The sequence below is a fragment of the Pseudoduganella ginsengisoli genome (genome assembly GCF_009720865.1).
In the GTDB taxonomy this organism is placed as follows: domain Bacteria; phylum Pseudomonadota; class Gammaproteobacteria; order Burkholderiales; family Burkholderiaceae_D; genus Rugamonas; species Rugamonas ginsengisoli.
The window spans coordinates 222,176-246,687 of record NZ_WNLA01000006.1 but is presented as its reverse complement, the minus strand read 5'-3'; the positions used below and the strand labels follow the sequence as shown (position 1 = coordinate 246,687).

Genomic DNA, 24,512 nt, shown 5'->3' with positions numbered 1-24,512 from the left:
ATGTATCCTGACCGAGTCGTCTCCGGCATGCGTCCCACCGGGAGCATGCACCTGGGCCACTACCACGGCGCCCTGGCCAACTGGATCAAGATGCAGGCAGAACAGCCATGCCTGTTCTTTGTCGCTGACTGGCATGCGCTGACCACGCATTACGATGACCCGAGTGTCATCGAGCGCAGTACGTGGGACATGCTGGTGGACTGGCTGGCAGCCGGGATTGACCCATCGCAGGCAACCTTGTTCATCCAGTCCCGCGTGCCGGAACATGCCGAATTGCATTTGCTGCTGTCGATGGCGACGCCGCTGGGCTGGCTGGAGCGGGTGCCGACGTACAAGGATCAAATCGACAATCTCGCCAATAAAGACCTCGCAACGTATGGCTTCCTCGGCTATCCACTGTTACAAGCCGCCGACGTGCTGATTTACCGCGCCAGTGAAGTGCCGGTGGGGGAAGACCAGGTGCCGCATATTGAAATGATGCGTGAAATTGCGCGCCGTTTTAATTACTTATACGGAAAAGAAAAGGGTTTCGAGGAAAAAGCGCAAGAAGCTGTAAAAAAGCTGGGCAGCAAACGGGCCCGCCTGTATAACGATTTGCGCACCCAATTCCAGCAGGATGGCGATGCGGAAGCACTGGAACAAGCCAAGGCCATGCTCGATGATGCGCACAGCCTGTCAATGGTGGATCGTGAACGCTTGTTCGGCTACCTGGAAGGCAGCCGCAAGCTGATCCTCGTGGAGCCACAGGCGAAATTGACGGCCGCGGCGCGCCTGCCGGGGCTCGATGGCCGCAAGATGTCCAAAAGCTATGGCAACGCGATTGCCCTGCGTGAAGAAAAAGATGTCGTCACGAAGAAAATCCGTACCATGCCGACCGATCCCGCCCGCGTGCGCCGCTCCGATCCGGGCGAACCGGCACGCTGCCCCGTCTGGCAATTCCATCAAGTGTATTCCGATGGCCCGACACAGGAGTGGGTCGTAAAAGGATGCCAGTCGGCGGGAATCGGCTGTATCGAATGTAAACAGCCCGTGATTGACGCTATCATCCGGGAACAGGAGCCCATGCACGAGCGCGCCCAGCCCTATCTGGACGACCCGTCGCTGGTGCGCGCCATTGTTGCGGACGGCAATGACGTGGCCCGCAAGCTGGCTCAGGAAACCATGCGCGATGTGCGCGAAGCGATGGGCCTGGCGTATTTTTAATGGCCCGTCCGTTTGGAGATGTTGATGAGTGATGTGATTTCCCCGTGGGTGCAGCGTTTCGCCCCGTTGATTCCCAGTGGCGACGTGCTGGACCTGGCTTGCGGCACGGGCCGCCATGCGCGCCACCTGGCGGCGCTGGGCCATGCCGTGGTGGCGGTGGACCAGAATGCGGATGCGCTGGTGGAAGCTGCCGGGCCCGGCATTGTCACGTCGCAAATCGACCTGGAAGCAGACGATGCGGTCTGGGCCTTTGGCCCGGAGCGCTTTGCCGGCATTGTCGTGACGAATTACCTGCACCGTCCGCTGATTGCGGACATGGTGGGCAGTTTGGCGCCCAATGGCGTGTTGATTTATGAAACTTTCTCTGAAGGCAACGGCCAGTTCGGCAAACCGTCGAATCCGGCCTACCTGTTGGCGCCAGGCGAACTGCTGGCGTGGGCTGCGCAGCACGGATTGCGCGTGATTGCTTTTGAGGATGGCCTGGTGGAAACCCCGAAACGGGCGCTGGTCCAGCGCATCGTCGCCGTGAAGCCGGAATTCCCGCGCGTTGCGGCACTTTTGCCAGCTTTTTAAAGTAAGTATTAAGAAATTATTGTGAAATTATGACGAACAGAACCGCATGCGCTGCAAGGCGCCTGTTGCGACGCAGTGCGAGCACTGCTAGCAGCGGGCAACACAGCAGGGCGCCGGTTATGGAAGTCAGAATTCACAAGAATTTCTGCGTACTTACTTGTGAATATATGTGATATGCCAGCCGTTGCGGCAGGCTATCGTCTACAATCGTTGTTTTAATTTCTTTCTGTTTATCATTCCTATGATTAAGGGCAGCATAGTAGCAATTGTCACCCCGATGAACGCAGACGGCAGTCTCGATTATCCGGGTTTGAACAAGCTGGTCGACTGGCACATTGCCGAAGGCACGGATGCCATCGTCATTGCCGGCACCACGGGTGAATCGGCGACGGTCAGTGTCGAAGAGCACTGCGCACTGATCAAAGCGACTGTCGAATACGCTAAAGGCCGCATTCCCATCATCGCTGGCGCGGGCGGCAACTCGACTGCCGAAGCCATCAAACTAACGCAGTTCGCGAAAGAAGCGGGCGCGGATGCGACCTTGCAAGTGGTTCCTTACTACAACCGTCCTACCCAGGAAGGCATGTACCAGCACTTCAAGGCCATTGCGGAAGCCGTGGATTTGCCAGTGATTTTGTACAACGTGCCGGGCCGTACGGTTGCCGACATGTCGAACGAAACCATCCTGCGTCTGGCGGAAATCAAGAACGTTATCGGCGTGAAAGACGCGACCGGCAATATCGGCCGCGGCCTGGATCTGCTGCGCCTGGCGCCTAAATCGTTTGCCGTGTACTCGGGTGACGATGCGACGGCCGTGTCCCTGATGATGGCTGGCGGCAAGGGCAATATCTCGGTGACGGCCAACGTGGCGCCGAAGATCATGCATGAAATGTGCAAAGCCGCGATGGAAGGCAACATTGCCAAGGCGCTGGAATTGAACAATAAAGTGTTCTCGCTGCACCAGAAACTGTTCATCGAGCCTAACCCTGTGCCGGTGAAATGGGCGCTGACGGAAATGGGCATGATGCCTGCCGGTATCCGCCTGCCGCTGGTACCGCTGGCAGCCGAGTACCACGAGACCGTACGCAGCGCACTGCGTGAAGCCGGCCTGATTAACTGAGCACCTGCGCCCCGAGTGGCCTCTCATTCCAGTAAAACATGACTATTCGCAAGACAGCATCCCTCACTCCGCAGCGCGGCCTGGTCCTGGCCGCCCTTACCGTCAGCCTGACCGGCTGCGGCATGATCAGCTCAGTGGTTGGCACCGACAAGGTGGATTACAAATCGGCAAAGAAAGCCAGCACCCTGGATGTTCCGCCAGATTTGACGCAATTGCAGAAAGATAACCGCTATTCGCTGCCGGATTCGAACCGCGGCGTGGCGACCGCATCCGGCTATAACGCCGCGCGCGGCAATGGCCCGGCAGCCGTACAGGCTGCGCCGTCCAACGACATCGCCACCACCGGTTCCGACAGCGTGCGCGTGGTGCGTGCAGGCAACCAGCGCTGGCTGGTCGTCAAGCAAACGCCGGAGCAACTGTGGCCACAGTTGAAGAACTTCTGGGAAGATTCGGGCTTTACGCTGGCAGTGGATGCGCCAGCGGCAGGCATCCTGGAAACTGAATGGAATGAGAACCGCGCGAAGATCCCGCAAGACTTTATCCGCAACACGATCGGTAAAGCGTTTGACGGCCTGTATGGCAGTGGTGAGCGCGACAAATACCGCACGCGCCTCGAGCGCCTGCCGGATGGCACCACGGAAATCTACATCAGCCACCGTGGCGCACAGGAAGTCGTGGTAGGGGCGCAGAAGGAAACCACGCAGTGGACCGCGCGCCCGAATGACCCGAACCTGGAAGCACTGTTCCTGGCCAAGCTGATGACCAAGCTGGGCGCAGGCAAGGATGAGGCGCAAGCACGCACGGCAGTCGACAATGCTGCGCTGCAACCGCTGCACGCAGTGATGAAGGGTGAAGGCGAAAGCCGCCATGTGGAAGTTGATGAAGGCTTCGATCGCTCTTGGCGCCGCGTCGGCCTGGCGCTGGACCGCGCCGGCTTCACGGTGGAAGACCGTGACCGCGTCAACGGCATTTACTTCGTCCGCTATGTGGACCAGGATGCCGGCACGGCGAAAGGCTTCTTCGCGAAACTGTTTAGCTGGAATTCGGACAAGGACAAGGAAGCCCAGCGCTACCGTGTGACGGTAAAAGCCGGCGAGGGCAGCACCAGCAAAGTTGGTGTATTGACCAACGATGGCAAGCCGGAATTGACGCCGACTGGCGAGAAGATCCTGACGTTGCTGCACGAACAGCTGAAATAACGGTAGTTACAAGTCGTAACAAAAAACCGGCTCCATGTGGGCCGGTTTTTTTATCTGCGTAAAGATTAGTTTCTTTTCCCTTCGGTGCCTGGCGCCAAATCGGGATCGGAAGGTACAGGCGAAAAAAAACCGGCCCGCAGGCCGGTTTCTTTTAGCTTGCGAAGATTACTTCGAAGCAGCTGGAGCAGCAGCAGCAGCGGCCGAAGCAGCAGCGGAAGCAGCCGAAGCAGCAGCCGAAGCGGCAGCAGCAGCGTCGGTAGCAGCGGAAGCGGCAGCAGCAGCAGCGTCAGCGGCTGGAGCAGCAGGAGCTGGAGCAGCTGCTGGGGCTTCAGCGGCTGGGGTTGCTACTGGAGCTGGTGCAGGTGCTTCTTCTTTCTTGGAGCAAGCAGCCAGAGCAACGGCCAGCAGGGAGGCGATCAGCAGGGATTTTTTCATGATTTTCCTTAATTAATTCAAAAATAAACAACAATGTTGCGATGAATAATTACCGGTAATTATCGCTCATTAGGGTGTCTTCGTAAGCCTTCGTACCACAAGGTGCATGACAGACAACAAAAACTTCCTAACCCAATATTATAGCGATTTTTGGTGCGTCGCAATAGCAAAACAAGCCGATTTCACAACTATTTTGCATTAGCGCAATACGTTGTTACTTCAGCCAATTGCATCCAACCGCACGGATTAACGGCAAACTGTCGAACAGGCAGCATTCTACATCGATAACGCTCAGAGTCCAGTAGTTCCCGCATGCAAACCGGGCACCGTCTCCGCCCAGATGGCGGAAAAGCGCTCCAGGGGGACTTGCGTATCCGGTTCGGAGTCGTATACTGCTTGGCCCCGCAAGTGGTCGGAATGAAAACGCCGCACGATATGGCGCTCGTCGGCCACGCAAAACGAGTCCGTCAGCAGCTTCAGGGACGGCGCCGTCAGGCGGCATTCAATCGCATGGCTATAGTCCGTCAACAGGCGCGCAAAACGGGGGGCATGGCGCTCCAGTTCAGCATTCGTGTGCGCGACCAGTTCCAGTTTGCCATGGTGCGATAAAAAACGCCTTAACAGCGTATCCATCTGCGTACTGCCCAGTTCCCACAGTGAAAAGTTCGGATCGAACATGCGCAGCGTGATCTGCGCTTTGGAAATGCATTCGCGCAGCTGTTCTTGAAAGGCGGCGCGCGTATCGAACGAGATCACGCGCTTTTCCACACTGTCTGACGGCATTTCCATGCTGATCTCCTGTGATTAAGCAAACTCCAGCCAGCCGTCGCCATACCACGCGTACAAGGCGTCGATGACGTCATCCGATGCGTCCGCCAGCGCCGCGCCATCCAGGCGGCGCTCGTTGGCCAGCGCCACCAGCGTGGCTTTGTCTGCGCGGCCAATGGCAAAGGACTCGCCATTGATGAAAATATTATTGCCGCGATAGAGCATTTGTGTCTTCCGGGACAACACTAGCCCCTTCTTCGCTGCTGATTGGAGGAATCTTTCTAAAGTCAGCGGCTTTTCCACCGGCGTGAAGAAGACGTTGTGTTTTGGTTCAGACAAGTATTCGCCAAGGAAGATCAAAATGTCATCGGCAGTGAATTGCACTTTATTTAATTCATCGGCAATGGTTTCCAGCATGTGCTTGGGAATTTCCGCCGGCTTGGCCGATGCCTGCAAGTCTGGATCGGCATAGCGGCCCGGCAAATCAATGGAGTCTGCCATGAATTGCAGGAAGTTCTCGCCCAGTTCCTGGTACGACGGCGAACGGAAACCAATCGAATACGTCTGGCAATCGCCGATCGCGACGCCATCGTGCGCGTAGTGGGGCGGCAGGTACAGCATGTCGCCCGGCTCGAGGACGAATTCTTCTTCCGCTTCAAAGTGGCTGAGGATCTTCAGCGGCAAGCCTTCGATCAGGCTCAAGTCTTTCTGCGCGCTGATGCGCCAGCGGCGCTGGCCCTGCGCCTGCAGCAGGAACACGTCATAGGAATCAAAGTGCGGGCCGACGCCGCCGCCATCGGTGGCAAAGCTCACCATCAAGTCGTCGAGGCGGGCATCCGGCACGAAGCGGAATTCGCGCAGCAAGGCATCGGCCTTGGCGTCTTGCAGGTTCACGCCCTGCACCAGCATGGTCCATTCTTTTTGCGCGCGGGGCGGCAAGGATTCCAGCGGGCCATATTGCATGTCCCAATTGCCATCCTTGAGTGTGACGAGGCGGGATTCCACATAATTCTTGCTGGCCAGTTCCGCCAGTTTGTCGAACGACAGCAGCGGTTTGAAGCCAGGGATGGCCTGGCGGATCAGCAAGGGTTTTTTATGCCAGTATTCGCGCAGGAATTGCGCAGGCGTGATGTCGCCTAAGAGGGTCAGTTTTTTCATGCCACATTATAGCCGCCGATCCGGTCGTCTTTGACGGACAAGGTATAATCCCCGTGCTTATATCTGAAAGGAAGCCATAATGAAGATCGCCAAGAATACCGTCGTGACCGTGAACTACAAGCTGTCCGACGCACAAAATAACCTGATCGAAGACGGTCGCCAGCCTATGGTTTACCTGCACGGTGGCTATGAAAATACGCTGCCGAAAATCGAGGAAGAACTGGACGGTAAAGAAGCCGGCTATTCGTCGACCATCCAGATTGAACCGGAAGATGCGTTTGGCGATTACGATTCGTCGCTGGTGAAAGTCGAGCCGCGCAACCGCCTGCCAGAGCCGCTGGAAGTGGGCATGCAATTCGAAGGCATGCCGGAAGAGGGCGGCGATGAAGAAGCGATGATTTTCACCGTGACCGATATCGCTGACGACAAGGTCGTGTTGGACGGTAACCACCCGCTGGCCGGCATGGCCCTGCGTTTCGAATTGACCGTGGTGGACGTGCGCGCCGCCACCGATGAAGAAATCGCCCACGAACACGTGCATGGCGCCCATGGCCACCATCACGACGACGAGGATGACGGCGAAGACGGCGACCACTTCCGCTCGCACCCGATCCATTAATTAAGGCGTGTCTGAGTCCTTCAGACTGAACAGGGAAGCCGTGCCAGGCTGAACGCGCACGGTTTCCCATTCGCTCGCCACGCCCAGCCGTCCAATATTGCCGTGCCACGTGATCGTGGGCTTGGCGTCTCCCTTGCTGTCGACCAGCAGCACTTTCCCTTTATATTTTTCCGCAAACGCGCGCACTTGCTTGCGTATGGGCGCATAGCCATCCTGTTTGGCGGAAAAGCCTGACAGCAGTGAAAAGCCTTCATCCACGTGCGCCTTGATGTCGCCATCCGTAAACAGCACGAGCCCCTCACGCCGCTGCGCCATCAGGAACAAGCGGTGCAGCCACGCGCGGTTGGCCACCAGCCGGTCTTCATATTCACTGTTGCGGCCTGCTTCGGGCAGGTAGTGGTTATTGTTGTCAGGGACATTCATCGTGGCAAACAGCACGCCCCCCTGTTCCCAATACGCGTTTTCCGCGTAGCTGCGGAACTTCACGTTGGCCGACTGCCGCGAAAGTGGCATGCGGCGCACGCCCAGCGACTGGCTATCGGGAAAAAACACTTCGCGGATGCGGCTCAGCCGCTCAATCGCGTTCGAGCGTCCGGCCGAATTGCGGCAACCAGCCCAGTCGCTGCCGGCAGGCGCCAGCACCAGCGGCCGCGGGCTGCCATCGAGGATGTCGCGCCGCTGCGCATACAGCCGGTCGCTGCACGCTTCCGTTTGCGCCTTGATGCCGGTGGCGACAATGAACGCGGGCTTGTCCTGGTTGGCTTCGGTAATGGTCCGGCGCAGCACGTTTTCATCGGCTACCGCGCGGAACGGATGGCCGATGACGGCAAAGTGGAACGGGCGCGCAGGCTGGGCCTGTCCGCCCTCGCTGGACATGGCGGCGCTGCCCGGCGCGGCAAGGGCCGGCATGGCCGCTGCCACGAGCAAAGCAAGCGCGCCGCGCCGTATCATGCCAGCGCCGGCTCCGCCAGTTTCTTCAACTGGTACAAGCGTTCCAGCGCTTCACGCGGCGTCAGCGCGTCCGGATCCAGGTCGTCCAGCGCCGACAGCAAGGCGCGCAATGCCGGATCTTCGGCCGGCGCCGCGGCGGCCACTGGCGCGGCATCATCATTCGCATCGACTGCCGGTGCGGCAAACAAGTCCAGCTGCGGCTGAGCGTCGAGCGCTTGCGCTTCCAGCCGCGCCAAATGCTTGCGGGCCGCCTTGATGACGGTCTGCGGCACGCCGGCCAGCTGCGCCACCTGCAAACCATAGCTTTGCGATGCGGGGCCGTTTTGCACGGCGTGCAGGAACACGATGGAATCCTTGTGCTCAACGGCGGACAAGTGCACGTTGGCCGCCGTTGGATGGCTTTCCGGCAGTTGCGTCAATTCGAAGTAGTGCGTTGCGAACAACGTGAAGCTGCGCGATACGTCGATCAGCTGGCGCGCAATGGCCCATGCCAGCGCCAGGCCGTCAAAGGTCGACGTGCCACGGCCGATTTCATCCATCAGCACCAGCGAGTGTTCGGTCGCGCCATTCAGGATCGCAGCCGCTTCCGTCATTTCCACCATAAAGGTCGAGCGGCCGCCCGCCAGGTCGTCGGTGGCGCCGATACGGGTAAAGATGCGGTCGATCGGGCCGATCGTGGCCGACGCCGCCGGCACATAGCTGCCGACGTAGGCCAGCAGCGTAATCAATGCGACCTGGCGCATGTACGTGGATTTACCGCCCATGTTAGGGCCGGTAATCAGCAGCAAACGGCGGTCGTTGACGAAGCGGCAGTCGTTGGCAATAAACCGTTCGATCTGTCCTTCCACCACCGGATGGCGGCCTTCGACGATATTGATGCACGGTTCTTCCACCAGCTGCGGTGCGCACCAGTTGTTGCGCAGCGCGTGGTCGGTCAGCGCCGTCAGGGCATCGAGTTGCGCCAGCGCCTGGGCAATCCCTTGCAGGGTGCCGATGAAAGGCGCCAGGTCGGCCAGCACCTGGTCGTACAGGATTTTTTCGCGGGCCAGCGCGCGGTCTTGCGCGGACAGCGCCTTGTCTTCAAACGCTTTCAATTCCGGCGTGATGTAGCGTTCGCAGTTTTTCAGCGTCTGCCGGCGGCGGTAGTCGTCCGGCACCTTGTCGGCCTGGCCATTGGTGACTTCAATGTAGAAGCCATGCACCTTGTTGTATTCCACGCGCAGGTTGGCAATGCCGGTGCGGGCCCGTTCACGGGTTTCCAGGTCCACCAGGTATTGGCCCGCGTTTTCCGACAAGCCGCGCAATTCATCGAGTTCCGCATCGAAGCCGCGCGCAATCACGCCGCCGTCGCGCACCATGGTGGCTGGTTCCGCCATGATGGCGCGCACCAGCAAGTCCAGGCAGGGTTCCGGCGTGGCCAGTGCGGTTGCCAATGAATCCACCAGGGCGGCGCCATCCGTGCCATGGTCCGGCTGCACGGCGCGCTGGGCCAGCTGGCGCAGCGCAGGCAATTGCTGCAAGCCGTCGCGCAGGCTGGCCAAGTCGCGCGGACGGGCCGACAGCAGCGCGATGCGGGTGGTGATGCGTTCAATATCGGGTACTTGCGCCAGCACGTGCGACAGCGAGCCCGTCACGTCGGCCTGCGACAGCGCGGCAATGGCCTGGTGGCGCGAGCGGGCCACGCGCTGTTCGCGTTTCGCGTGGTGCAGCCAGTAGCGCAGCAGGCGCGAACCCATGGCCGTGCGGCAGTGGTCCAGCAGCGAGAACAGCGTCGGCGATTCCTGGCCGCGGATGGTTTCCGTCAGTTCCAGGTTGCGGCGGGTGGCGGCATCGAGGCCGATGAATTCCGATTCCGTTTCCACGGTGATGGAGTTCACGTGCTGCAAACCTTTGCCTTGCGTCGATTGCGCATAGCGCAGCAGCGCGCCGGCAGAACCAAAGGCGGCGCCCAGGCCATCGGCGCCAAAGCCCGTCAGCGTCGACACGCCCAGCTGTTCCATCAGCGCCTTGTGGCCGGACACGACATCGAAGTGCCAGTCCGGTACACGGTTCACGTGGCAAGGCGGCGTACTGTCTTCAAACAGTTCCGCTTCATCGCCGCGCAGCATTTCCGCCGGGGCGATGCGTTCCAGTTCCTGTTGCAAGCGCACCGCCACGGTGCGCGCATCGCCGGAAAATTCCATCAGTTTCAGCGCGCCGCTGGCCAGCGACAGCCACGCCAGGCCGGCTGTCACGACTTTGCGCTGGCTGACCATGCAAACGGCCAGCAGCGGGCGCTCGGATTTTTCCGGCAACAAGTCCGCATCCGTCAACGTGCCCGGCGTCACCACGCGCATGACCTTGCGCTCGACCGGGCCCTTGCTGGTGGCCGGGTCGCCAATCTGTTCGCAAATGGCACACGATTCGCCAATCTTGACCAGCTTGGCCAGGTAGCCTTCCAGCGAATGGAACGGCACGCCCGCCATCTTGATCGGCTGGCCGTTTTGCGTGCCGCGCGACGTCAGCGTAATGCCCAGCACGCGCGACGCTTTTTCCGCATCGTCGTGGAACAGTTCATAAAAGTCGCCCATGCGGTAAAACACCAGCATGGTCGGGTGCTCCGCTTTAATGCGAAGGTATTGCGCCATCATTGGCGTGACCTTCTCGGACGGGCTGGCTTTGATGGCGGCGGCGTTGATTTCGGCTGGAACAGTGGTCATCGTGATTCTACAATTCGGTATGCAGTGCGGCGTAAGGCCGACATTTTACCGTGTCCGGCGGCGGAACTGGCGCCCGCTCCTTGCTCTATTGGTATTTATTCGCGGCACGCTGCCACACGGGGTCATCCTTGAGCTTGCGGATGACGGGCGCCAGCTTTTCAAACACGGCGGCTTTCGAGTGGGGCACCAGGAAACGGCGTTCCGTTTGCTGGCCCGGCAAGTCGGTCAGCTGGAATTTATCCGTCAGCGCATGCGTCTTCAAATAATAACGGGCCACGGATTCCGCCACGGCAACGCAATCGACGCGGCCCAGCCGCAGCTTTTCCAGGTTGATGTCCTCGCTGAGGGCATCGTTGCGCACCAGGCCCTGGCGCGCAATCCACTCATCGATGCCGGGGTACACATAGCCCAGCACCAGCCCGATTGAGCGTCCCGCCATCGAACCTTTGACGTCCGGATCAAAACCGTAGCCTGTACGCGACACCAGCACAAAGCGGTCAATGGCAAACGGCACGGTCCACAAGTATTTTTGCTGCGCCACGTCGTCAAACCATTGCGGCATCATGCCGATGACAATGCCATCCATGCTGCCGTCTTCCAGTTTCAATTGCAGCCGCTTGCGGGGCAGGTACGTCAGTTTGAACGTCAAGCCGCCCAGGCGCTGCTGGTTCAAGTGTTCTATCAAGTCGAAATAGACACCACGGTTGTTGGCGATGACCAGTGGCGCGAAATTGGCGCTGGTGTACACAGTTACCACTTCCGCGCGCGCAAGCGCGCAACTGCCAACAAACAGCACGAGCAGGGCGGTAAGGGGTACTCTCATAAAAGAAATATAGCATGCGTGAAATATCGCGCCGGCCGGCGATGAATCGCATCGCGCGGGTGAAGCTTTGTGGCAACATAAAATGCGCTGGTGTAACAATTCGTTGCACCGGTCATCGTAACTGTCCATACCGCACGCTATAATCGGCGGATGGAAAAACTCAGAGACTACGCTCAAGTTGTTGCCGAGGCGCGCACCGGCAAGCTGGCATTCCCCACCAGTGTCAATGCAGCCTTGCAATTGCAGCAAGCGCTGGCCGACCCGGATTGCCACGTGGAAGACGCCATCCGCAAAGTGCTGGCCGAGCCAGTATTGGCGGCTCGCTCCGTTGCGCTGGCCAACTCTGCAGTCTTTACCCGCAATGGCGGCCCGCAGGTAACCAGCGCCCGTGCTGCCGTGATGCGGGTTGGTTACCGTAATTTATATTCGCTGGCGTCCGCCATGGTGGTGCGCCAGTTCGGCGCGCGCATCGGCGACCCGCAATTACGCGCCAAGGCGGAACAATTGTGGCGCCACTGCGCGTCCGTGGCGGCGCTGAGCCATGTGCTGGGCCGTGAACTGACGCAGGTGGATCCCGATACCGCCATGTTTGCCGGCATCATGCACGAAGTGGCAGGGTTTTATTTGCTGGCGCGGGCCGACGACATGCCGGGCTTGCTCGACGATCCGGATGAACGCATGGGCGCCATCCATGAAATCCTGTCGCGGGAATTATTGAAGAAGCTGCAGGTGCCGGAGCCGGTGGCGGCCGCCATTGCATCGCTGCGGGGCGGCGGCATGTCGATTCCACCGTCAGGATTGCGCGACACGCTGTTGCTGGCCAAGCGGCTGGCGCCGCAGCGCGCACCGCTGGTATGGTGCGATGACGCCGTGCTGGGACGCACGGCGGCAGTCGATGCCTACCTTAAAGGCAACACGGCCATCGATGACATCTTGCTGGAATCGAATGAAGAAGCCAAGTCGATGAGCACGGCCTTACTGGTTTGATTCCAGCGTCGCTTCGAATATCTTCACCAGCGTTTGAATGCCTTCCGCGTCCACCGCATCAAAGCGGTCCGGGCGCGGACTGTCCAAATCCAGCACGCCGACCACCACGCCATGGCGGCGCACCGGCGCCACCAGTTCCGAACGCGAATTGACGTCGCACGCAATGTGACCGGGGAACGCATGCACGTCCGGCACCACCACGGTTTCTCCGCGCTCCACCGCCGTGCCGCACACGCCGCGGCCTTTCTTGATGCGGATACAGGCAGGCTTGCCCTGGAAGGGGCCCAGCACCAGTTCATCTCCCTGCAGGAAATAAAAACCGGCCCAATTCAAATCTGGCATGCTGTTGAACAGCAGGGCGCTGAAGTTAGCGGAATTGGCGGTCATGTCGCTCTCGCCGGCGACCAGCCCCTGCAATTGTGAGCGCAGGTCGGCATACATGGTCTGCTTCGCATCAGGGGTATCGGTGCGGTAAGCGGCGTCGCTGATAGTAAAAGTCATGGCGTGACAGGTAATGGTTAATCGGAGCCGGGTATTGTACGCCGCACGATTGAAAATTGCCGGGCCCGGCTATTGGTGAAAAGTGGCATAATGGCAAATAAAATTGTGTAAAAGAAAATATTTTGCAACCATGCGCGAGCGCACGCGCAAACTTGGTACTATCGACCAGGCTGTCACTTAACAGAATGCCACCGTGAATGCATCAATCAATATCCTGGTAGTCGACGACGTCGAGCAAAATCTCACCGCAGTCGGTGCGCTATTGGCGCGCTCCGGCGTTACGCTGCTGTCCGCCTCGTCCGGCGCGCAAGCGCTGGAACTGTTGCTGGAGCATGATGTGGCGCTGGCGCTGATCGACGTGCAAATGCCTGGCATGAATGGCTTTGAATTGGCCGAATTGATGCGCGGCTCGGAACGTACCCGCGCCATCCCCCTGATATTCCTGACGGCCGCCGCGCGCGACCAGGCGTACACGTTCCGAGGTTATGAAGCGGGCGCCGTGGATTTCCTGTTCAAGCCATTTGACGGCCAGGTGTTGATCAACAAGGTCAATGTCTTTGTCGAACTGCACCAGCAAAAGCGGCAGTTGTCGGCGCAGCTGGAAGAGTTGAAGCGCGCGCTGCACCTCAATGAATTGTTCACGGCCGTGCTGGGGCACGACTTGCGCACGCCGCTGTCGGTGGTGATGAATGGCGCCATGCTGTTGCCGATGATGACGGACCATCCGAAGGTCGCCGTGACGGCGCAGCGTATCCAGAGCAGCGCCAAGCGCATGGCGCAAATGGTTGACCAGTTGCTGGACCTGGCGCGCATCCGCTCAGGTGAATTGCGCCCGGATTTGCTGGAGGCAGACTATGGCGCGCTGTGCCGCCTGATTGCCGATGAATTCACGACACCGGACCACCCATCGCGCATTGCCGTGCAAACCAGCGGCGATACGGTGGGCGTGTGCGACAGCGGCATGATGTCGCAAGTGTTGTCCAACCTGATGGGCAATGCGCTGGTCCATGGTGAAGCGGACCAGCCCGTGCACGTGACGATCGATGGCAATGACCCGCGCAGCCTCACCGTCAGCGTGGCCAACCGGGGCGAAATTGCGCCGGAATTGCTTGATAGCGTGTTCGAGCCGTACCGGCGCGGCGGCACCCGTAAATCCGGCCAGGGCCTGGGCCTGGGCCTGTACACGGCCCGCATGTTCATTGCCGCCCATGGCGGCGATATCACGGCGGCTTCCAGCAAGGAGGAGGGAACCGTGTTCACCTTCAAAGTGCCGCGCCGGCCGGCCGTGGAGGCGCGGCCATGAGCGCCTACCAGCACACCCTGGCCGCATCGCTGATGCCGGGCAGTGCACCGGAGGCCGTGCCGTTCATGGCGCCGGATCTCTACGACAATAGCCGCATTGTGACGGAAGAATTCCTGCGCATGGCGCAGGAAGCGGGCGGCATCGGCAGTTTCGAATGGTTCCCCGATACCGGCCGCATGGTGGTGTCGGCCACGTACCGCAAGCTGTGGGGACTGGCGCCGGGCGTGGAAGTGACGGCCGACATGCTGGTCAACCTGATTGATGAACGCGACCGGGAACGGCTCGGGCCGGCGCGCATGGCGGAAGACAATCCGCTTGAATATACGGAATACCGCATCCGCCGTGCCGACACGGGCGAGCTGCGCTGGCTGGCGCGCCAGGGCGAAGTGGTGGCGCGTCCCGGCGAACCGCGCCGCTATATCGGCGTGTCGTTTGACATCACGGGCCGCAAGCAGACGGAGCAGGCATTGCGGGCCAGCCAGGACCGGCTGGCCGCGATTTTCGGCCAGGCGTCGGTCGGCCTGTCGGAGCTGGATTTGGCGGGCCGCTTCCGCCGCGTCAACGGTGCGCTGTGCCACATGCTGGGCCGCACCGAACAAGAGCTGGTGGGGCTGCACATGGATGACATCATCCACCCCGACGAACTGGAAGAAAACCGTGCGCTGGTAAAACGGCTGGTGGAGACGGGCCAGTCGTTCACGCTGGAAAAACGCTACTTCAAGCCGGATGGCAACTGGGTATGGATTTCATCGAGCATGAGCCGGCTCGAAGATGAAGCGGGCCAGCCGCAAGCGCTGATTGCCGTGAAGACGGACATCACGGAGCGGCGCCGCGTGGAAGCCGCGCTGCGCGATTTGAACGACACGCTGGAACAGCGCGTGGGCCGCGAAATCGCAGAGCGCGACAAGGCGGAAGAAGCGCTGCGCCAGTCGCAAAAAATGGAAGCCGTGGGGCAGTTGACGGGGGGCGTCGCGCACGATTTCAACAACGTGCTGCAAATTATTTCCGGCAATTTGCACTTGCTGCAATTGCAGGCCGGCGGCGACGCCATGATGCGCAAGCGGCTCGACATGGCGATTGCCGCCGTTGAACGGGGCGCGCGCCTGTCGTCGCAATTGCTGGCGTTTGCGCGGCGCCAGCCGCTGCAGCCGGTGGTGTCGAACCTGGGCCGGCTGGTCAGCCGCATGGACGACTTATTGCGCCGCACGCTGGGCGAAGCAATTGACATCGTGACCGTGATTGGCAGCGGCTTATGGAATACGCTGGTTGACCCTGGCCAGATTGAAAATGTGATTTTGAACCTGGCCATCAATGCGCGCGACGCCATGCAAGGCGCGGGCAAGCTGACGATTGAAGTAGGCAACACGGTGCTGGACGAGTATTACGTCAACAACCTGCTCGATGTGCCGTCCGGCCAATACGTGATGCTGTCCGTGACCGATACCGGGGCCGGCATGACGCCGGAAGTGCTGCAGCGCGCCTTTGAACCATTTTTCACCACCAAGCGCGAAGGCGAGGGCACGGGGCTGGGCTTGTCGATGGCGTATGGCTTCGTCAAGCAAAGCCGCGGCCACATTAAAATCCTCAGCGAGCCGGGCCAGGGGACCAGCATCAAGATTTATTTGCCGCGCAGCCTGGGCGAAGAAACGCGTCCGGACGACGGGGCGCGCAGCCAGGAGCTGGGCGGCACGGAAACCATTTTGGTGGTCGAAGACGATCACGGTGTGCGCGCCGTCGTCATCGACATGCTGTCAGCGCTGGGCTACCGCGTACTCGCGGCTGAGAACGGCGCTGATGCCATGGAATTGCTGAAGCGGCAGCACGTGGATTTGCTGTTTACCGATGTCGTGATGCCGGGCACGCTGCGCAGCCCGGACCTGGCGGTGGCAGCCCGTGAACTGCAGCCGGATATAGCCGTGCTGTTTACATCCGGCTATCCGCAAAACGCCATCGTGCATGGCGGCCGCCTGGATGCCGGGCTGGAATTGCTGAGCAAACCGTACCGCCGCGAAGACCTGGCCCGCAAGCTGCGCCACGTCTTCAATAACCGCAACCAGGAGATCGCGGCGCGCCAGCGGCAGCTGGAAGCGGCGGTGGGCTTGCTGCCGCCGCAGCCGCCGATTGCCGACAAGTCGCTGCGCGTGCTGGTGGTGGAAGACAATGTGGATTCCCAGGCCATGGTGTGCGAATTGATCGGCATGCTGGGCCATACCGTCAACGGCGTGTGCAATGGCGAACAAGCGTGGCAATTGCTCCAGGCGCATGATGTTGACGTGCTGTTCACCGATATCAGCTTGCCCGGCATGTCCGGCATCGACCTGGCGCGCCGTGTGCTGGAGTCCGGCAAGGCTGTCCGCATTATCTTTTCCACCGGCTATGGCAAGGATGCGCTGGAGCAATCCGGCCTGCATGCGACCGTGCTGCGCAAGCCCTATGACTTGATGGATTTGAAGGCGGCGCTGGATCACTCTTGATTCCTACGCGCTGATCAGCAGTAGTCCTATGCCGGATGGCGCGTACCGTGGTTAAGCTGTGCGGAAAACCGTTACAGCTTGGAGGGAATATGGCGGAAGCGGCATCCGGGGCGCGCAAGGCCGGCAGTACGCGCGCAGCACTGATCAATGACTTATTGCGGCGCGTATTCGGCGTCGGTTCGCTGCGCCCGGGCCAGCGGCAAGTGATTGATTCCGTGCTGGCCGGGCGCGATACGCTGGCCATCATGCCGACAGGCGGCGGCAAGTCGCTGTGCTACCAGATCCCCGCGTCGCTGCTGCCAGGGACCACCGTGGTGGTATCGCCGCTGATTTCACTGATGCAGGACCAGCTCGAAAAACTGGAAGAGCTGGGCATCCGCGCTGCGCAAGTCAACAGCAGCCTGCCCCGCGCGGAAGAACTGGAAGCGCTCGACAGCATCCGGCAGCGCGCCAGCGACATTGTGTTTTGCACGCCGGAGCGGCTGGTCACGGAAGAGTTTCTTGCCTTGCTGCGCACCAGCGCCGTGTCGCTGGTCGTCATCGATGAAGCGCATTGCATTTCCCAGTGGGGGCATGATTTCCGTCCGGCTTACCTGGGGCTGGGCGCCGCCGTTGCCGCGCTGGGCCATCCGCCCGTACTGGCGCTGACTGCCACGGCAACGGAAGACGTCATTGCCGATATCGGCCAGCAGCTGGGGCTGCGCGACTTAAACGTCATCAATACGGGCATGTACCGGCCCAACCTGTATTACCGTGTGCTGCAATGCACGAATGCCGACGAAAAACTCGCGCGGGCGCTGGAACTGGTACAGGGCAGCGAGGGCGCGGGCATCGTATATGCGGCCACCGTCAAGGCTGCGGAACAGTTGCATGCGCTGCTGGAGCAGCAAGGCGCCAGCGTGGCGCTATACCACGGCAAACTCCCCGCCGCCCAGCGCAAGCTGCAGCAGCAATGGTTCATGGGCGGCGAACGGCGCGTGATGGTGGCCACCAATGCGTTTGGCATGGGCATCGACAAGCCGGACGTGCGCTTCGTCATCCACCTGCAAGTGCCGGCCAGCCTGGAAGCGTATTACCAGGAATCCGGCCGCGCAGGCCGCGATGGGAGCAATGCCGATTGCACTTTGCTGTACTTCCAGGACGATAAACGGCTGCAGCAATTTTTCCTTGTGCGCCATTACCCTGACGCCGTGGAGCTGGCCGCCGTGCATGCCGCTGTGTGCGCGCTGGCGCTGGATGGCGATGCGGCTGGCAGGCCGGTGCCGTTTGCCGCATTGCGCGATGCGCTGGCCCAGTTGCAGTTGCCGCAATCGCGGCTGCATGTGTGCCTGAAATTGCTGAAGGATGGCGGCATGCTGCGGCAAAACCGCAGCCTTGCATGGCTGCCCCGCCAGCAGCCCGTCGGCGCCCAATGGTATGCGCGGCTGGCCAGCGTGTACGAAGACAAGCAGGAGCGCGACCGCGCGGCGCTGGAAAGCATGGTGGCGTATGCGCAAAGCGGATATTGCCGCTGGAAGCTGCTGCTGGATTATTTTGGCGCCAATGAAGACGGCATGGAGCATTGCGGCGGCTGCGACAATTGCATTGCGCCGCCCGGGGTGGCGTTTGAAGAAGAGGCAGAGGAATTGGAACCGGCTGTGCCGCAGCCGCCGGCGGTGCAAGTGGGCAGCCAGGTGCGGGTGCCGAAATATGACGTGGGCACCGTCGTGTCGGTGGCGGGCGACCAGGTGACGATCGCCTTTCCTGGCGACGTACCCCGTACCTTCCTGGCGGAATATGTGCAGCCAGTATAGGGAACGAAGGAGCGCTGATGGCCGGACCGGACGACATGGTGGTGGTGCGCAGGGGAGGGCTGTATTGCGTGCCGGGCGATTTTTATATCGACCCGTGGCGTCCCGTTGCGCGCGCCGTCATTACGCATGCGCATTCCGACCATGCCCGCATCGGCCATGGCCATTACCTGGCGGCGGAACCTGGCGTCGGCATCCTGCGCGCGCGGCTGGGCGCCATTGCCGTCGATGGCCTCGCGTATGGCCAAACAGTGGAACACAACGGCGTGCGCATTTCCCTGCATCCTGCCGGCCACGTACTGGGTTCCGCGCAAGTGCGCATGGAATACCGGGGCGAGGTATGGGTGGCGTCCGGAGACTACAAGGTGGAGGCGGACGCCACGTGCACGCCGTTTGAACCGGTGCGCTGCCACACGTTCATCACGGAATCCACGTTTGGCTTGCCGATCTACCGCTGGGCGCCGCAGCAGGACATCTATGCGGACATCAATGCGTGGTGGGCGCGCAATGCGGCGCAAGGGCGCGCCAGCGTGTTGCTGGGCTATGCGTTTGGCAAGGCGCAGCGCATGCTGAGCGGGCTCGATCCGTCGCTGGGCCCCATCGTCTGCCATGGCGCCGTCGAAGCGCTGAACCGCGTGTACCGCGCGGCCGGCGTGGTGCTGCCGGACACGCGCATGGTGTCCGATGTCGCCCGCGATACATTGCGGCGCGCCATCGTGCTGGCGCCGCCGTCCGCCGCCGGTTCGCCGTGGACCCGGCGCTTTGGCGATTACAGCGACGCGTTTGCCAGCGGCTGGATGCTGGTGCGGGGCGCGCGCCGGCGGCGCGGCGTGGACCGGGGCTTCGTGCTGTCCGACCACGCGGACTGGCCGGGGTTGCTGGCGGCGATCGAGGCCACCGGCGCGCAGCGCATTATCGTCACGCATGGCTCGATTCCCGTCATGGTGCGGTGGCTGCGCCAGAATGGCTACGACGCGGGCGCATTCGAGACGGAATATGGCGGCGAAGAGGCGGGCGATGCCGAACCCGCGGCGCAGGAGGCGGCCGATGCGTGAATTCGCGCGCCTGTATGCGGAACTGGATGACACCACGTCCACCACGCGCAAGCTGGAAGCGCTGCAAGCATACTTTGCGGCGGCAGCGCCGGACAACGCCGCGTGGGCCGTGTATTTTCTTGCCGGCGGCAAGCCGCGCCAGGCCGTCCCTGTCAAATTGCTGCGCCAGTATGCGACGGAATATGCGGGCCTCGACAGCTGGCTGTTCGACGAGTGCTACCACGCGGTGGGCGATCTGGCGGAAACCATCGCGCTGGTGTTGCCGGCGCCGCGCGCCCGCAGCGATGCCGGGCTGGCCGAGTGGATCGAACAGCGCATCGCGCCGCTGCGCGGGGCCGCGCCGGACACCATCCGCGCCGCGCTGTTTGAATACTGGGACCAGCTGGAAACCCGTGAACGCTATCTGCTGGTGAAGCTGATCGGCGGCGGCTTCCGCGTCGGTGTATCGCGCCTGCTGGTGACGCGGGCGCTGGCCGCGCTGTCCGGCATCGACGCCAAAGTCATTGCACAGCGGCTGATGGGCTGGACCGATGGCCGCGCGCGGCCCAGCGGCGCCGCCTTCCTGGCGCTGACAGGCGCGCCGCAGCAGGATGAGCCGGCGCAGCAGGGCGGCCACCCGTATCCGTTTTTCCTTGCGCACCCGCTGGCGGGCGATCCCGCCGCGCTGGGGCCGGTCGCGCAATGGCAGGTGGAGTGGAAATATGACGGCATGCGCGCGCAGCTGGTGGCCCGCGCGGGACAGGTGTGGCTGTGGTCGCGGGGAGAGGAATTGATTACGGACCGCTATCCGGAACTGGCGGCGCTGCGGTTGCCCGACGGCACGGTGATCGATGGCGAAATCCTGATCTGGCGCGAGGAGGCGGCGGCGCCGGCGCCGTTTGCCGACCTGCAAAAGCGCATCGGACGCAAGGCGGTGTCCGCGAAATTGCTGGCGGAATTTCCCGCCGTGCTGGTGGCGTATGACGTGCTCGAATGTGGCGGCGCCGACGTGCGGCATCTGCCGCAGCGCGAGCGGCGCAGTTTGCTGGAACAGCTGGTGCGGGATACGGCGTCGCCCGCATTGCGGATCTCGCCGCTGGTTGCAGCGGATAGCTGGGATGAACTGGCAGCGCTGCGGGCGCAATCGCGCGAACGGGGCGTGGAAGGCATGATGCTGAAGGCGGCCGATGCCCGCTATGGCGTGGGCCGCACGCGCGACGTGGGCACGTGGTGGAAGTGGAAAATCGATCCGTACAGCGTCGATGCGGTGCTGGTCTACGCGCAGGCCGGGCACGGGCGGCGCGCGTCGCTGTACACGGATTATACGTTTGCCGTGTGGGGCCATGATGCGCAGGGCGGGCGGCAGCTGGTGCCGTTTGCCAAGGCGTATTCCGGTTTGACGGACGTGGAAATCGCTGCAGTGGACCAGGCCATCCGCCGCACGACGATTGAACGCTTCGGTCCGGTGCGCAGCGTGCAGCCGACCATGGTGTTTGAAATCGGCTTTGAAGGCATTGCCCGCTCGCCCCGGCACAAGTCCGGCATTGCCGTGCGCTTTCCCCGCATCCTGCGCCAGCGCACCGATAAAACGGTGGACGATGCCGATACGCTGGCCACCTTGCAGGCCATGCTGGGGCCGGCGCCATGAGCCGGCTGGCGCGGCAGTTGCGCAGCAAGGCTGCCGCCAGCGCGGTGGCGATGGCGGCGCCCGAAGTCCCGGCGCCGGCCAGGCGCCGCGTGGGCGGTGCGGATCCGCTGGCCCAGGCGGAAGACTGGTTCGCACAGCGCGGCTGGCAGATATTCCCGTTCCAGCGCGACGTCTGGCAAGCAGCCCTCGATGGCCGCTCCGGCCTGCTGCATGCGACGACGGGCGCAGGCAAAACGTACGCGGCCTGGTTTGCCGCCATGCTGCGCGGCGCGCGGCAGCCGGGCAGGCAACGCCAGGGTTTGCGTGTGCTGTGGATTACCCCGATGCGCGCGCTGGCCGCCGATACGCTGCGCAGTTTGCAGGCCGCCGCGCGTGACTTGCAGCCCGCATGGGCGGTTGCCGCCCGCACCGGCGACACGTCATCGGCGGAGCGGGCCCGCCAGTCCAAACGCTTGCCGGAAACGCTGGTGACGACGCCGGAAAGCTTGTCGCTGATGCTGAGCCGCGCCGAGGCGCAAGACCATTGCGCGCTGCTCGATATGGTGGTGGTCGATGAATGGCATGAGTTGGTGGGCAACAAGCGCGGCGTGCAAGTGCAACTGGCGCTGGCGCGTCTGCGCCGCTGGCGGCCCGGCCTGCCCGTGTGGGGATTGTCCGCCACGCTCGGCAACCTGGAGCGCGCATTGCACGTGCTGACCGGCTCTGGTTCCGGCGCCGGTGCCGTGATTGTCGAAGGCGCCACGCCCAAAGCGATCGTGGTCGATACGCTGGTGCCGGACCATCCGTCGCGCTTTCCGTGGGCGGGCCACCTGGGCCTGGCGATGCTGCCCCGCGTGGCCGAGGAAATCGAGCGCCATGCCGCCACGCTGGTTTTTACCAATACCCGTTCGCAGGCGGAGCTGTGGTACCAGAACTTGCTGGAAGCGCGGCCCGATTGGGCAGGCATGGTGGCGCTGCACCATGGTTCGCTGGACAAGGCGGTGCGCGAATGGGTCGAGCAGGGCCTGAAGGACGGCAGGCTGAAAGCCGTGGTCTGCACGTCCAGCCTGGACCTGGGCGTGGATTTTTTACCCGTCGAGCGCGTGCTGCAAGTGGGCAGCGCGAAAGGCGTGGCGCGGCTGTTGCAGCGGGCCGGGCGGTCCGGCCACGCGCCGGGGCGCGTATCGCGCGTGACGCTGGTGCCCACGCACAGCCTGGAATTGCTGGAAGCGGCAGGCGCCAGGCAAGCCGTCAAGGAGCGCCGCATCGAAGCACGCACGGCGCCGGACAAGCCGCTGGACGTGCTGGTCCAGCACCTGGTGACCATTGCCGCAGGCGGCGGATTTGTAGCGGATGCGCTGAAGGATGAAGTGCGCAGCGCGTGGTCGTACCGCCAGTTGCAGGATGATGAATGGCAGTGGGCGCTGGACTTCGTCGCGCGCGGCGGCCAGAGTCTGACGGCCTATCCGGAATATCACCGCGTCCAGCCCGATGAACACGGCGTCTGGCGCGTGCGCGATGCGGCCATTGCGCGCCGCCACCGCATGAATATCGGCACCATCGTGGCCGACGCCAGCATGCACGTGCAATTCCTGCGCGGCGCGCGCCTGGGCACGGTGGAAGAAGCGTTTATCGCGCGCCTGAAACCGGGCGACCATTTCCTGTTTGGCGGGCGCATACTGGAATTCGTCCGTGTGCATGAAATGACGGCCTATGTGCGGCGCGCGCAGCGTGCGCGCGGCGCGGTGCCGCGCTGGCAGGGCGGACGCATGCCGCTGTCGTCGGAACTGGCGCACGCGGTGCTGGCGCAATTGCAGCAGGCGGCGCACGGCCGCTACGACGGCCCGGAAATGCAGGCGGTACGGCCGTTGCTGGAAGTGCAGCAGCGCTGGTCCGCGCTGCCCGGACCGGACGTCACGGTGGTGGAAAGCATGCGCTCACGCGAAGGGCACCATGTGTTTATCTATCCGTTTGCCGGACGCGCAGTGCATACGGGACTGGCGTCGCTGCTGGCCTGGCGCCTGGCGCAAACGCGGCCCGCCACCTTTTCCATGGCCGTCAACGATTACGGGCTGGAACTGGTGGCGCCGGAGCCGTTTGACTGGCCCGGTGCGGCGATCTTCGATGACGAACACTTGCTGGAGCATGTGCTGGCCAGCCTGAACGCGGCGGAATTGTCGCAACGCCGTTTCCGCGACATTGCCCGCATTGCTGGCCTGGTGTTCCAGGGTTATCCGGGCGGGCATAAAAGTGCGCGCCAGCTGCAGGCATCGTCGTCGCTGTTCTTTGACGTGTTCCGCAAACATGATGCGGGCAATCTGCTGCTGACGCAGGCGCAGCGCGAAGTGCTGGAACAGGAACTGGAACTGGGCCGGTTGCGTGCGGCCTTGCTGGACTTGCAGCGGCGCGCGATGGCTTTCCATACGGTGGCGCGCGCCACGCCATTTGGATTTGCGCTGATGGTCGAGCGCTTCCGCGAACAGCTCAGTACGGAAAAGCTGGCGGACCGGGTGGCGCGCATGTTGCGGGAACTGGAAAAAGCCGCAGGGCCGGAGCACGGTGCATGAGCGTGCAAGGCGTGGATATCGCGGGCGAACGCGTGCTGCTGTTGCCGCACAAGGCGCTGTACTGGCCGCGCGAACGTTTGCTGGCCGTGGCCGATATCCACTTCGGCAAAGCGGCCGCGTTTCGCGCGCAGGGTGTGCCGGTACCGCACGGCACCACAATGGAAAACCTGGCGGCGCTCGACGCCATCATGGCGGAGATGGCGGTGGCGCACCTGGTGTTCCTCGGCGACTTCCTGCACGCCCAGGCGGCCCATGCGGCGACCGGCGCATTGCTGGCGTGGCGCGCCCGCCATCAGTACGTGCGCATGACCTTAGTACGCGGCAACCATGACCGCCATGCGGGCGACCCTGCCGCCTTGCTGTCGCTCGATGTGGTGGACGAGCCCTATCACGTGGCGCCGTTTGCGTTTTGCCACCATCCGGATTTCCCCGCCGGGACAGGCCATGTGGTGGCGGGGCACGTGCACCCTGTCTACCGTTTGTCGGACGGGCGCGATGCTTTACGTCTGCCATGTTTTATTGCCGGAGCACAGCGCACGATCTTGCCGGCGTTCGGTGCTTTTACCGGCGGACACGCATTGCAGCCGATGCAGGGCGACCGCGTGTTTGTTGTCGCTGGTGATGCAGTCTTTTCTGTAGGAAAAATCACAACGAGTACGTAAGAAAAAAGAAGTCACTGGT

The 24,512-nt window shown here is 62.2% G+C and carries 20 protein-coding genes; 13 read left to right on the top strand and 7 right to left on the bottom strand.

The window, feature by feature from the left end; all coding sequences use genetic code 11:
- The 4 genes from GM668_RS12330 (at nucleotide 1) to bamC (ending at nucleotide 4,095) form a co-directional block, all read left to right on the top strand.
- Nucleotides 1-1,203, top strand: a complete 1,203-nt coding sequence (locus tag GM668_RS12330; RefSeq protein ID WP_155439246.1) for a tryptophan--tRNA ligase — start codon at nucleotides 1-3, stop codon at nucleotides 1,201-1,203.
- Between the two features lie 24 nt (nucleotides 1,204-1,227).
- A complete protein-coding gene (locus tag GM668_RS12325; protein WP_155439245.1) occupies nucleotides 1,228-1,776 on the top strand; it encodes a class I SAM-dependent methyltransferase in 549 nt (182 codons plus the stop codon).
- Nucleotides 1,777-2,017: 241 nt separating this feature from the next.
- Entirely contained in the window at nucleotides 2,018-2,896 is an 879-nt protein-coding gene (gene dapA, locus GM668_RS12320) for a 4-hydroxy-tetrahydrodipicolinate synthase (protein ID WP_155439244.1), read from the top strand.
- A 38-nt stretch (nucleotides 2,897-2,934) separates the two neighbouring features.
- Entirely contained in the window at nucleotides 2,935-4,095 is a 1,161-nt protein-coding gene (bamC, locus tag GM668_RS12315) for an NlpB/DapX family lipoprotein (RefSeq protein ID WP_155439243.1), read from the top strand.
- Nucleotides 4,096-4,260: 165 nt separating this feature from the next.
- Here the strand turns inward: bamC and GM668_RS12310 are convergent, their stop codons facing one another.
- From GM668_RS12310 to GM668_RS12300, 3 genes are all read right to left on the bottom strand, one after another.
- Nucleotides 4,261-4,530, bottom strand: coding sequence for a hypothetical protein (locus GM668_RS12310; protein ID WP_155439242.1), 270 nt, complete (start codon nucleotides 4,528-4,530; stop codon nucleotides 4,261-4,263).
- Between the two features lie 291 nt (nucleotides 4,531-4,821).
- Nucleotides 4,822-5,319 (bottom strand): DUF7931 domain-containing protein, encoded by a 498-nt coding sequence (locus GM668_RS12305; RefSeq protein WP_229499232.1) that lies wholly within the window; start codon nucleotides 5,317-5,319, stop codon nucleotides 4,822-4,824.
- 15 nt (nucleotides 5,320-5,334) lie between these two features.
- Complete coding sequence (locus tag GM668_RS12300) at nucleotides 5,335-6,456, bottom strand: ribosomal protein uL16 3-hydroxylase (protein ID WP_155439241.1); 1,122 nt, start codon at nucleotides 6,454-6,456, stop codon at nucleotides 5,335-5,337.
- A 79-nt stretch (nucleotides 6,457-6,535) separates the two neighbouring features.
- Between GM668_RS12300 and GM668_RS12295 the strand changes: the two genes are divergently transcribed.
- Nucleotides 6,536-7,075: an FKBP-type peptidyl-prolyl cis-trans isomerase gene (locus GM668_RS12295; protein WP_155439240.1), complete on the top strand. Its 540-nt coding sequence runs from the start codon at nucleotides 6,536-6,538 to the stop codon at nucleotides 7,073-7,075.
- Here the strand turns inward: GM668_RS12295 and GM668_RS12290 are convergent, their stop codons facing one another.
- The 3 genes from GM668_RS12290 to GM668_RS12280 form a co-directional block, all read right to left on the bottom strand.
- Nucleotides 7,076-7,984, bottom strand: coding sequence for a hypothetical protein (locus GM668_RS12290; RefSeq protein ID WP_229499230.1), 909 nt, complete (start codon nucleotides 7,982-7,984; stop codon nucleotides 7,076-7,078).
- Between the two features lie 38 nt (nucleotides 7,985-8,022).
- Entirely contained in the window at nucleotides 8,023-10,725 is a 2,703-nt protein-coding gene (gene mutS, locus GM668_RS12285; protein WP_155439238.1) for a DNA mismatch repair protein MutS, read from the bottom strand.
- Nucleotides 10,726-10,810: 85 nt separating this feature from the next.
- Complete coding sequence (locus GM668_RS12280) at nucleotides 10,811-11,548, bottom strand: substrate-binding periplasmic protein (RefSeq protein ID WP_155439237.1); 738 nt, start codon at nucleotides 11,546-11,548, stop codon at nucleotides 10,811-10,813.
- A 150-nt stretch (nucleotides 11,549-11,698) separates the two neighbouring features.
- Between GM668_RS12280 and GM668_RS12275 the strand changes: the two genes are divergently transcribed.
- The gene (locus GM668_RS12275; RefSeq protein ID WP_155439236.1) at nucleotides 11,699-12,535 is read left to right on the top strand and encodes an HDOD domain-containing protein; all 837 of its coding nucleotides are present in this window, start codon (nucleotides 11,699-11,701) and stop codon (nucleotides 12,533-12,535) included.
- Here GM668_RS12275 and msrC read toward each other — a convergent pair.
- A complete protein-coding gene (gene msrC / locus GM668_RS12270; RefSeq protein WP_155439235.1) occupies nucleotides 12,524-13,036 on the bottom strand; it encodes a free L-methionine (R)-S-oxide reductase MsrC in 513 nt (170 codons plus the stop codon). The two genes, GM668_RS12275 and msrC, sit on opposite strands and share 12 nt — an antisense overlap.
- 193 nt (nucleotides 13,037-13,229) lie before the next feature.
- Here msrC and GM668_RS12265 point away from each other — a divergent pair, with 193 nt between their 5' ends.
- From GM668_RS12265 to pdeM, 7 genes are all read left to right on the top strand, one after another.
- Nucleotides 13,230-14,339 (top strand): hybrid sensor histidine kinase/response regulator, encoded by a 1,110-nt coding sequence (locus GM668_RS12265; protein WP_170305611.1) that lies wholly within the window; start codon nucleotides 13,230-13,232, stop codon nucleotides 14,337-14,339.
- Nucleotides 14,336-16,813 (top strand): hybrid sensor histidine kinase/response regulator, encoded by a 2,478-nt coding sequence (locus tag GM668_RS12260; RefSeq protein ID WP_155439234.1) that lies wholly within the window; start codon nucleotides 14,336-14,338, stop codon nucleotides 16,811-16,813. The genes GM668_RS12265 and GM668_RS12260 overlap by 4 nt, the downstream gene beginning before the upstream one ends.
- Before the next feature lie 89 nt (nucleotides 16,814-16,902).
- Nucleotides 16,903-18,606 carry a RecQ family ATP-dependent DNA helicase gene (locus tag GM668_RS12255; RefSeq protein WP_155439233.1) on the top strand — a complete coding sequence of 568 codons (1,704 nt, stop codon included), beginning with the start codon at nucleotides 16,903-16,905 and terminating at the stop codon, nucleotides 18,604-18,606.
- A 17-nt stretch (nucleotides 18,607-18,623) separates the two neighbouring features.
- Entirely contained in the window at nucleotides 18,624-19,658 is a 1,035-nt protein-coding gene (locus GM668_RS12250; RefSeq protein ID WP_229499228.1) for a ligase-associated DNA damage response exonuclease, read from the top strand.
- Nucleotides 19,651-21,285 carry an ATP-dependent DNA ligase gene (locus GM668_RS12245; protein WP_155439232.1) on the top strand — a complete coding sequence of 545 codons (1,635 nt, stop codon included), beginning with the start codon at nucleotides 19,651-19,653 and terminating at the stop codon, nucleotides 21,283-21,285. The genes GM668_RS12250 and GM668_RS12245 overlap by 8 nt, the downstream gene beginning before the upstream one ends.
- A gap of 50 nt (nucleotides 21,286-21,335) precedes the next feature.
- Nucleotides 21,336-23,831 (top strand): ligase-associated DNA damage response DEXH box helicase, encoded by a 2,496-nt coding sequence (locus GM668_RS12240; protein ID WP_155439309.1) that lies wholly within the window; start codon nucleotides 21,336-21,338, stop codon nucleotides 23,829-23,831.
- Nucleotides 23,828-24,493 (top strand): ligase-associated DNA damage response endonuclease PdeM, encoded by a 666-nt coding sequence (pdeM, locus tag GM668_RS12235; RefSeq protein ID WP_155439231.1) that lies wholly within the window; start codon nucleotides 23,828-23,830, stop codon nucleotides 24,491-24,493. Before GM668_RS12240 ends, pdeM begins: the two co-directional genes overlap by 4 nt.
- The last annotated feature ends 19 nt before the right edge of the window (nucleotides 24,494-24,512 follow it).

Excerpts from the sequence above, each read along its gene's own strand:
- GM668_RS12330 (WP_155439246.1), top strand. The coding sequence starts at position 1 with ATGTATCCTGACCGAGTCGTCTCCGGCATGCGTCCCACCGGGAGCATG.
- GM668_RS12325 (WP_155439245.1), top strand. The coding sequence starts at position 1,228 with ATGAGTGATGTGATTTCCCCGTGGGTGCAGCGTTTCGCCCCGTTGATT.
- dapA (WP_155439244.1), top strand. The coding sequence starts at position 2,018 with ATGATTAAGGGCAGCATAGTAGCAATTGTCACCCCGATGAACGCAGAC.
- bamC (WP_155439243.1), top strand. The coding sequence starts at position 2,935 with ATGACTATTCGCAAGACAGCATCCCTCACTCCGCAGCGCGGCCTGGTC.
- GM668_RS12310 (WP_155439242.1), bottom strand. The coding sequence starts at position 4,530 with ATGAAAAAATCCCTGCTGATCGCCTCCCTGCTGGCCGTTGCTCTGGCT.
- GM668_RS12305 (WP_229499232.1), bottom strand. The coding sequence starts at position 5,319 with ATGGAAATGCCGTCAGACAGTGTGGAAAAGCGCGTGATCTCGTTCGAT.
- GM668_RS12300 (WP_155439241.1), bottom strand. The coding sequence starts at position 6,456 with ATGAAAAAACTGACCCTCTTAGGCGACATCACGCCTGCGCAATTCCTG.
- GM668_RS12295 (WP_155439240.1), top strand. The coding sequence starts at position 6,536 with ATGAAGATCGCCAAGAATACCGTCGTGACCGTGAACTACAAGCTGTCC.
- GM668_RS12290 (WP_229499230.1), bottom strand. The coding sequence starts at position 7,984 with ATGCCGGCCCTTGCCGCGCCGGGCAGCGCCGCCATGTCCAGCGAGGGC.
- mutS (WP_155439238.1), bottom strand. The coding sequence starts at position 10,725 with ATGACCACTGTTCCAGCCGAAATCAACGCCGCCGCCATCAAAGCCAGC.
- GM668_RS12280 (WP_155439237.1), bottom strand. The coding sequence starts at position 11,548 with ATGAGAGTACCCCTTACCGCCCTGCTCGTGCTGTTTGTTGGCAGTTGC.
- GM668_RS12275 (WP_155439236.1), top strand. The coding sequence starts at position 11,699 with ATGGAAAAACTCAGAGACTACGCTCAAGTTGTTGCCGAGGCGCGCACC.
- msrC (WP_155439235.1), bottom strand. The coding sequence starts at position 13,036 with ATGACTTTTACTATCAGCGACGCCGCTTACCGCACCGATACCCCTGAT.
- GM668_RS12260 (WP_155439234.1), top strand. The coding sequence starts at position 14,336 with ATGAGCGCCTACCAGCACACCCTGGCCGCATCGCTGATGCCGGGCAGT.
- GM668_RS12255 (WP_155439233.1), top strand. The coding sequence starts at position 16,903 with ATGGCGGAAGCGGCATCCGGGGCGCGCAAGGCCGGCAGTACGCGCGCA.
- GM668_RS12250 (WP_229499228.1), top strand. The coding sequence starts at position 18,624 with ATGGCCGGACCGGACGACATGGTGGTGGTGCGCAGGGGAGGGCTGTAT.
- GM668_RS12245 (WP_155439232.1), top strand. The coding sequence starts at position 19,651 with ATGCGTGAATTCGCGCGCCTGTATGCGGAACTGGATGACACCACGTCC.
- GM668_RS12240 (WP_155439309.1), top strand. The coding sequence starts at position 21,336 with ATGGCGGCGCCCGAAGTCCCGGCGCCGGCCAGGCGCCGCGTGGGCGGT.
- pdeM (WP_155439231.1), top strand. The coding sequence starts at position 23,828 with ATGAGCGTGCAAGGCGTGGATATCGCGGGCGAACGCGTGCTGCTGTTG.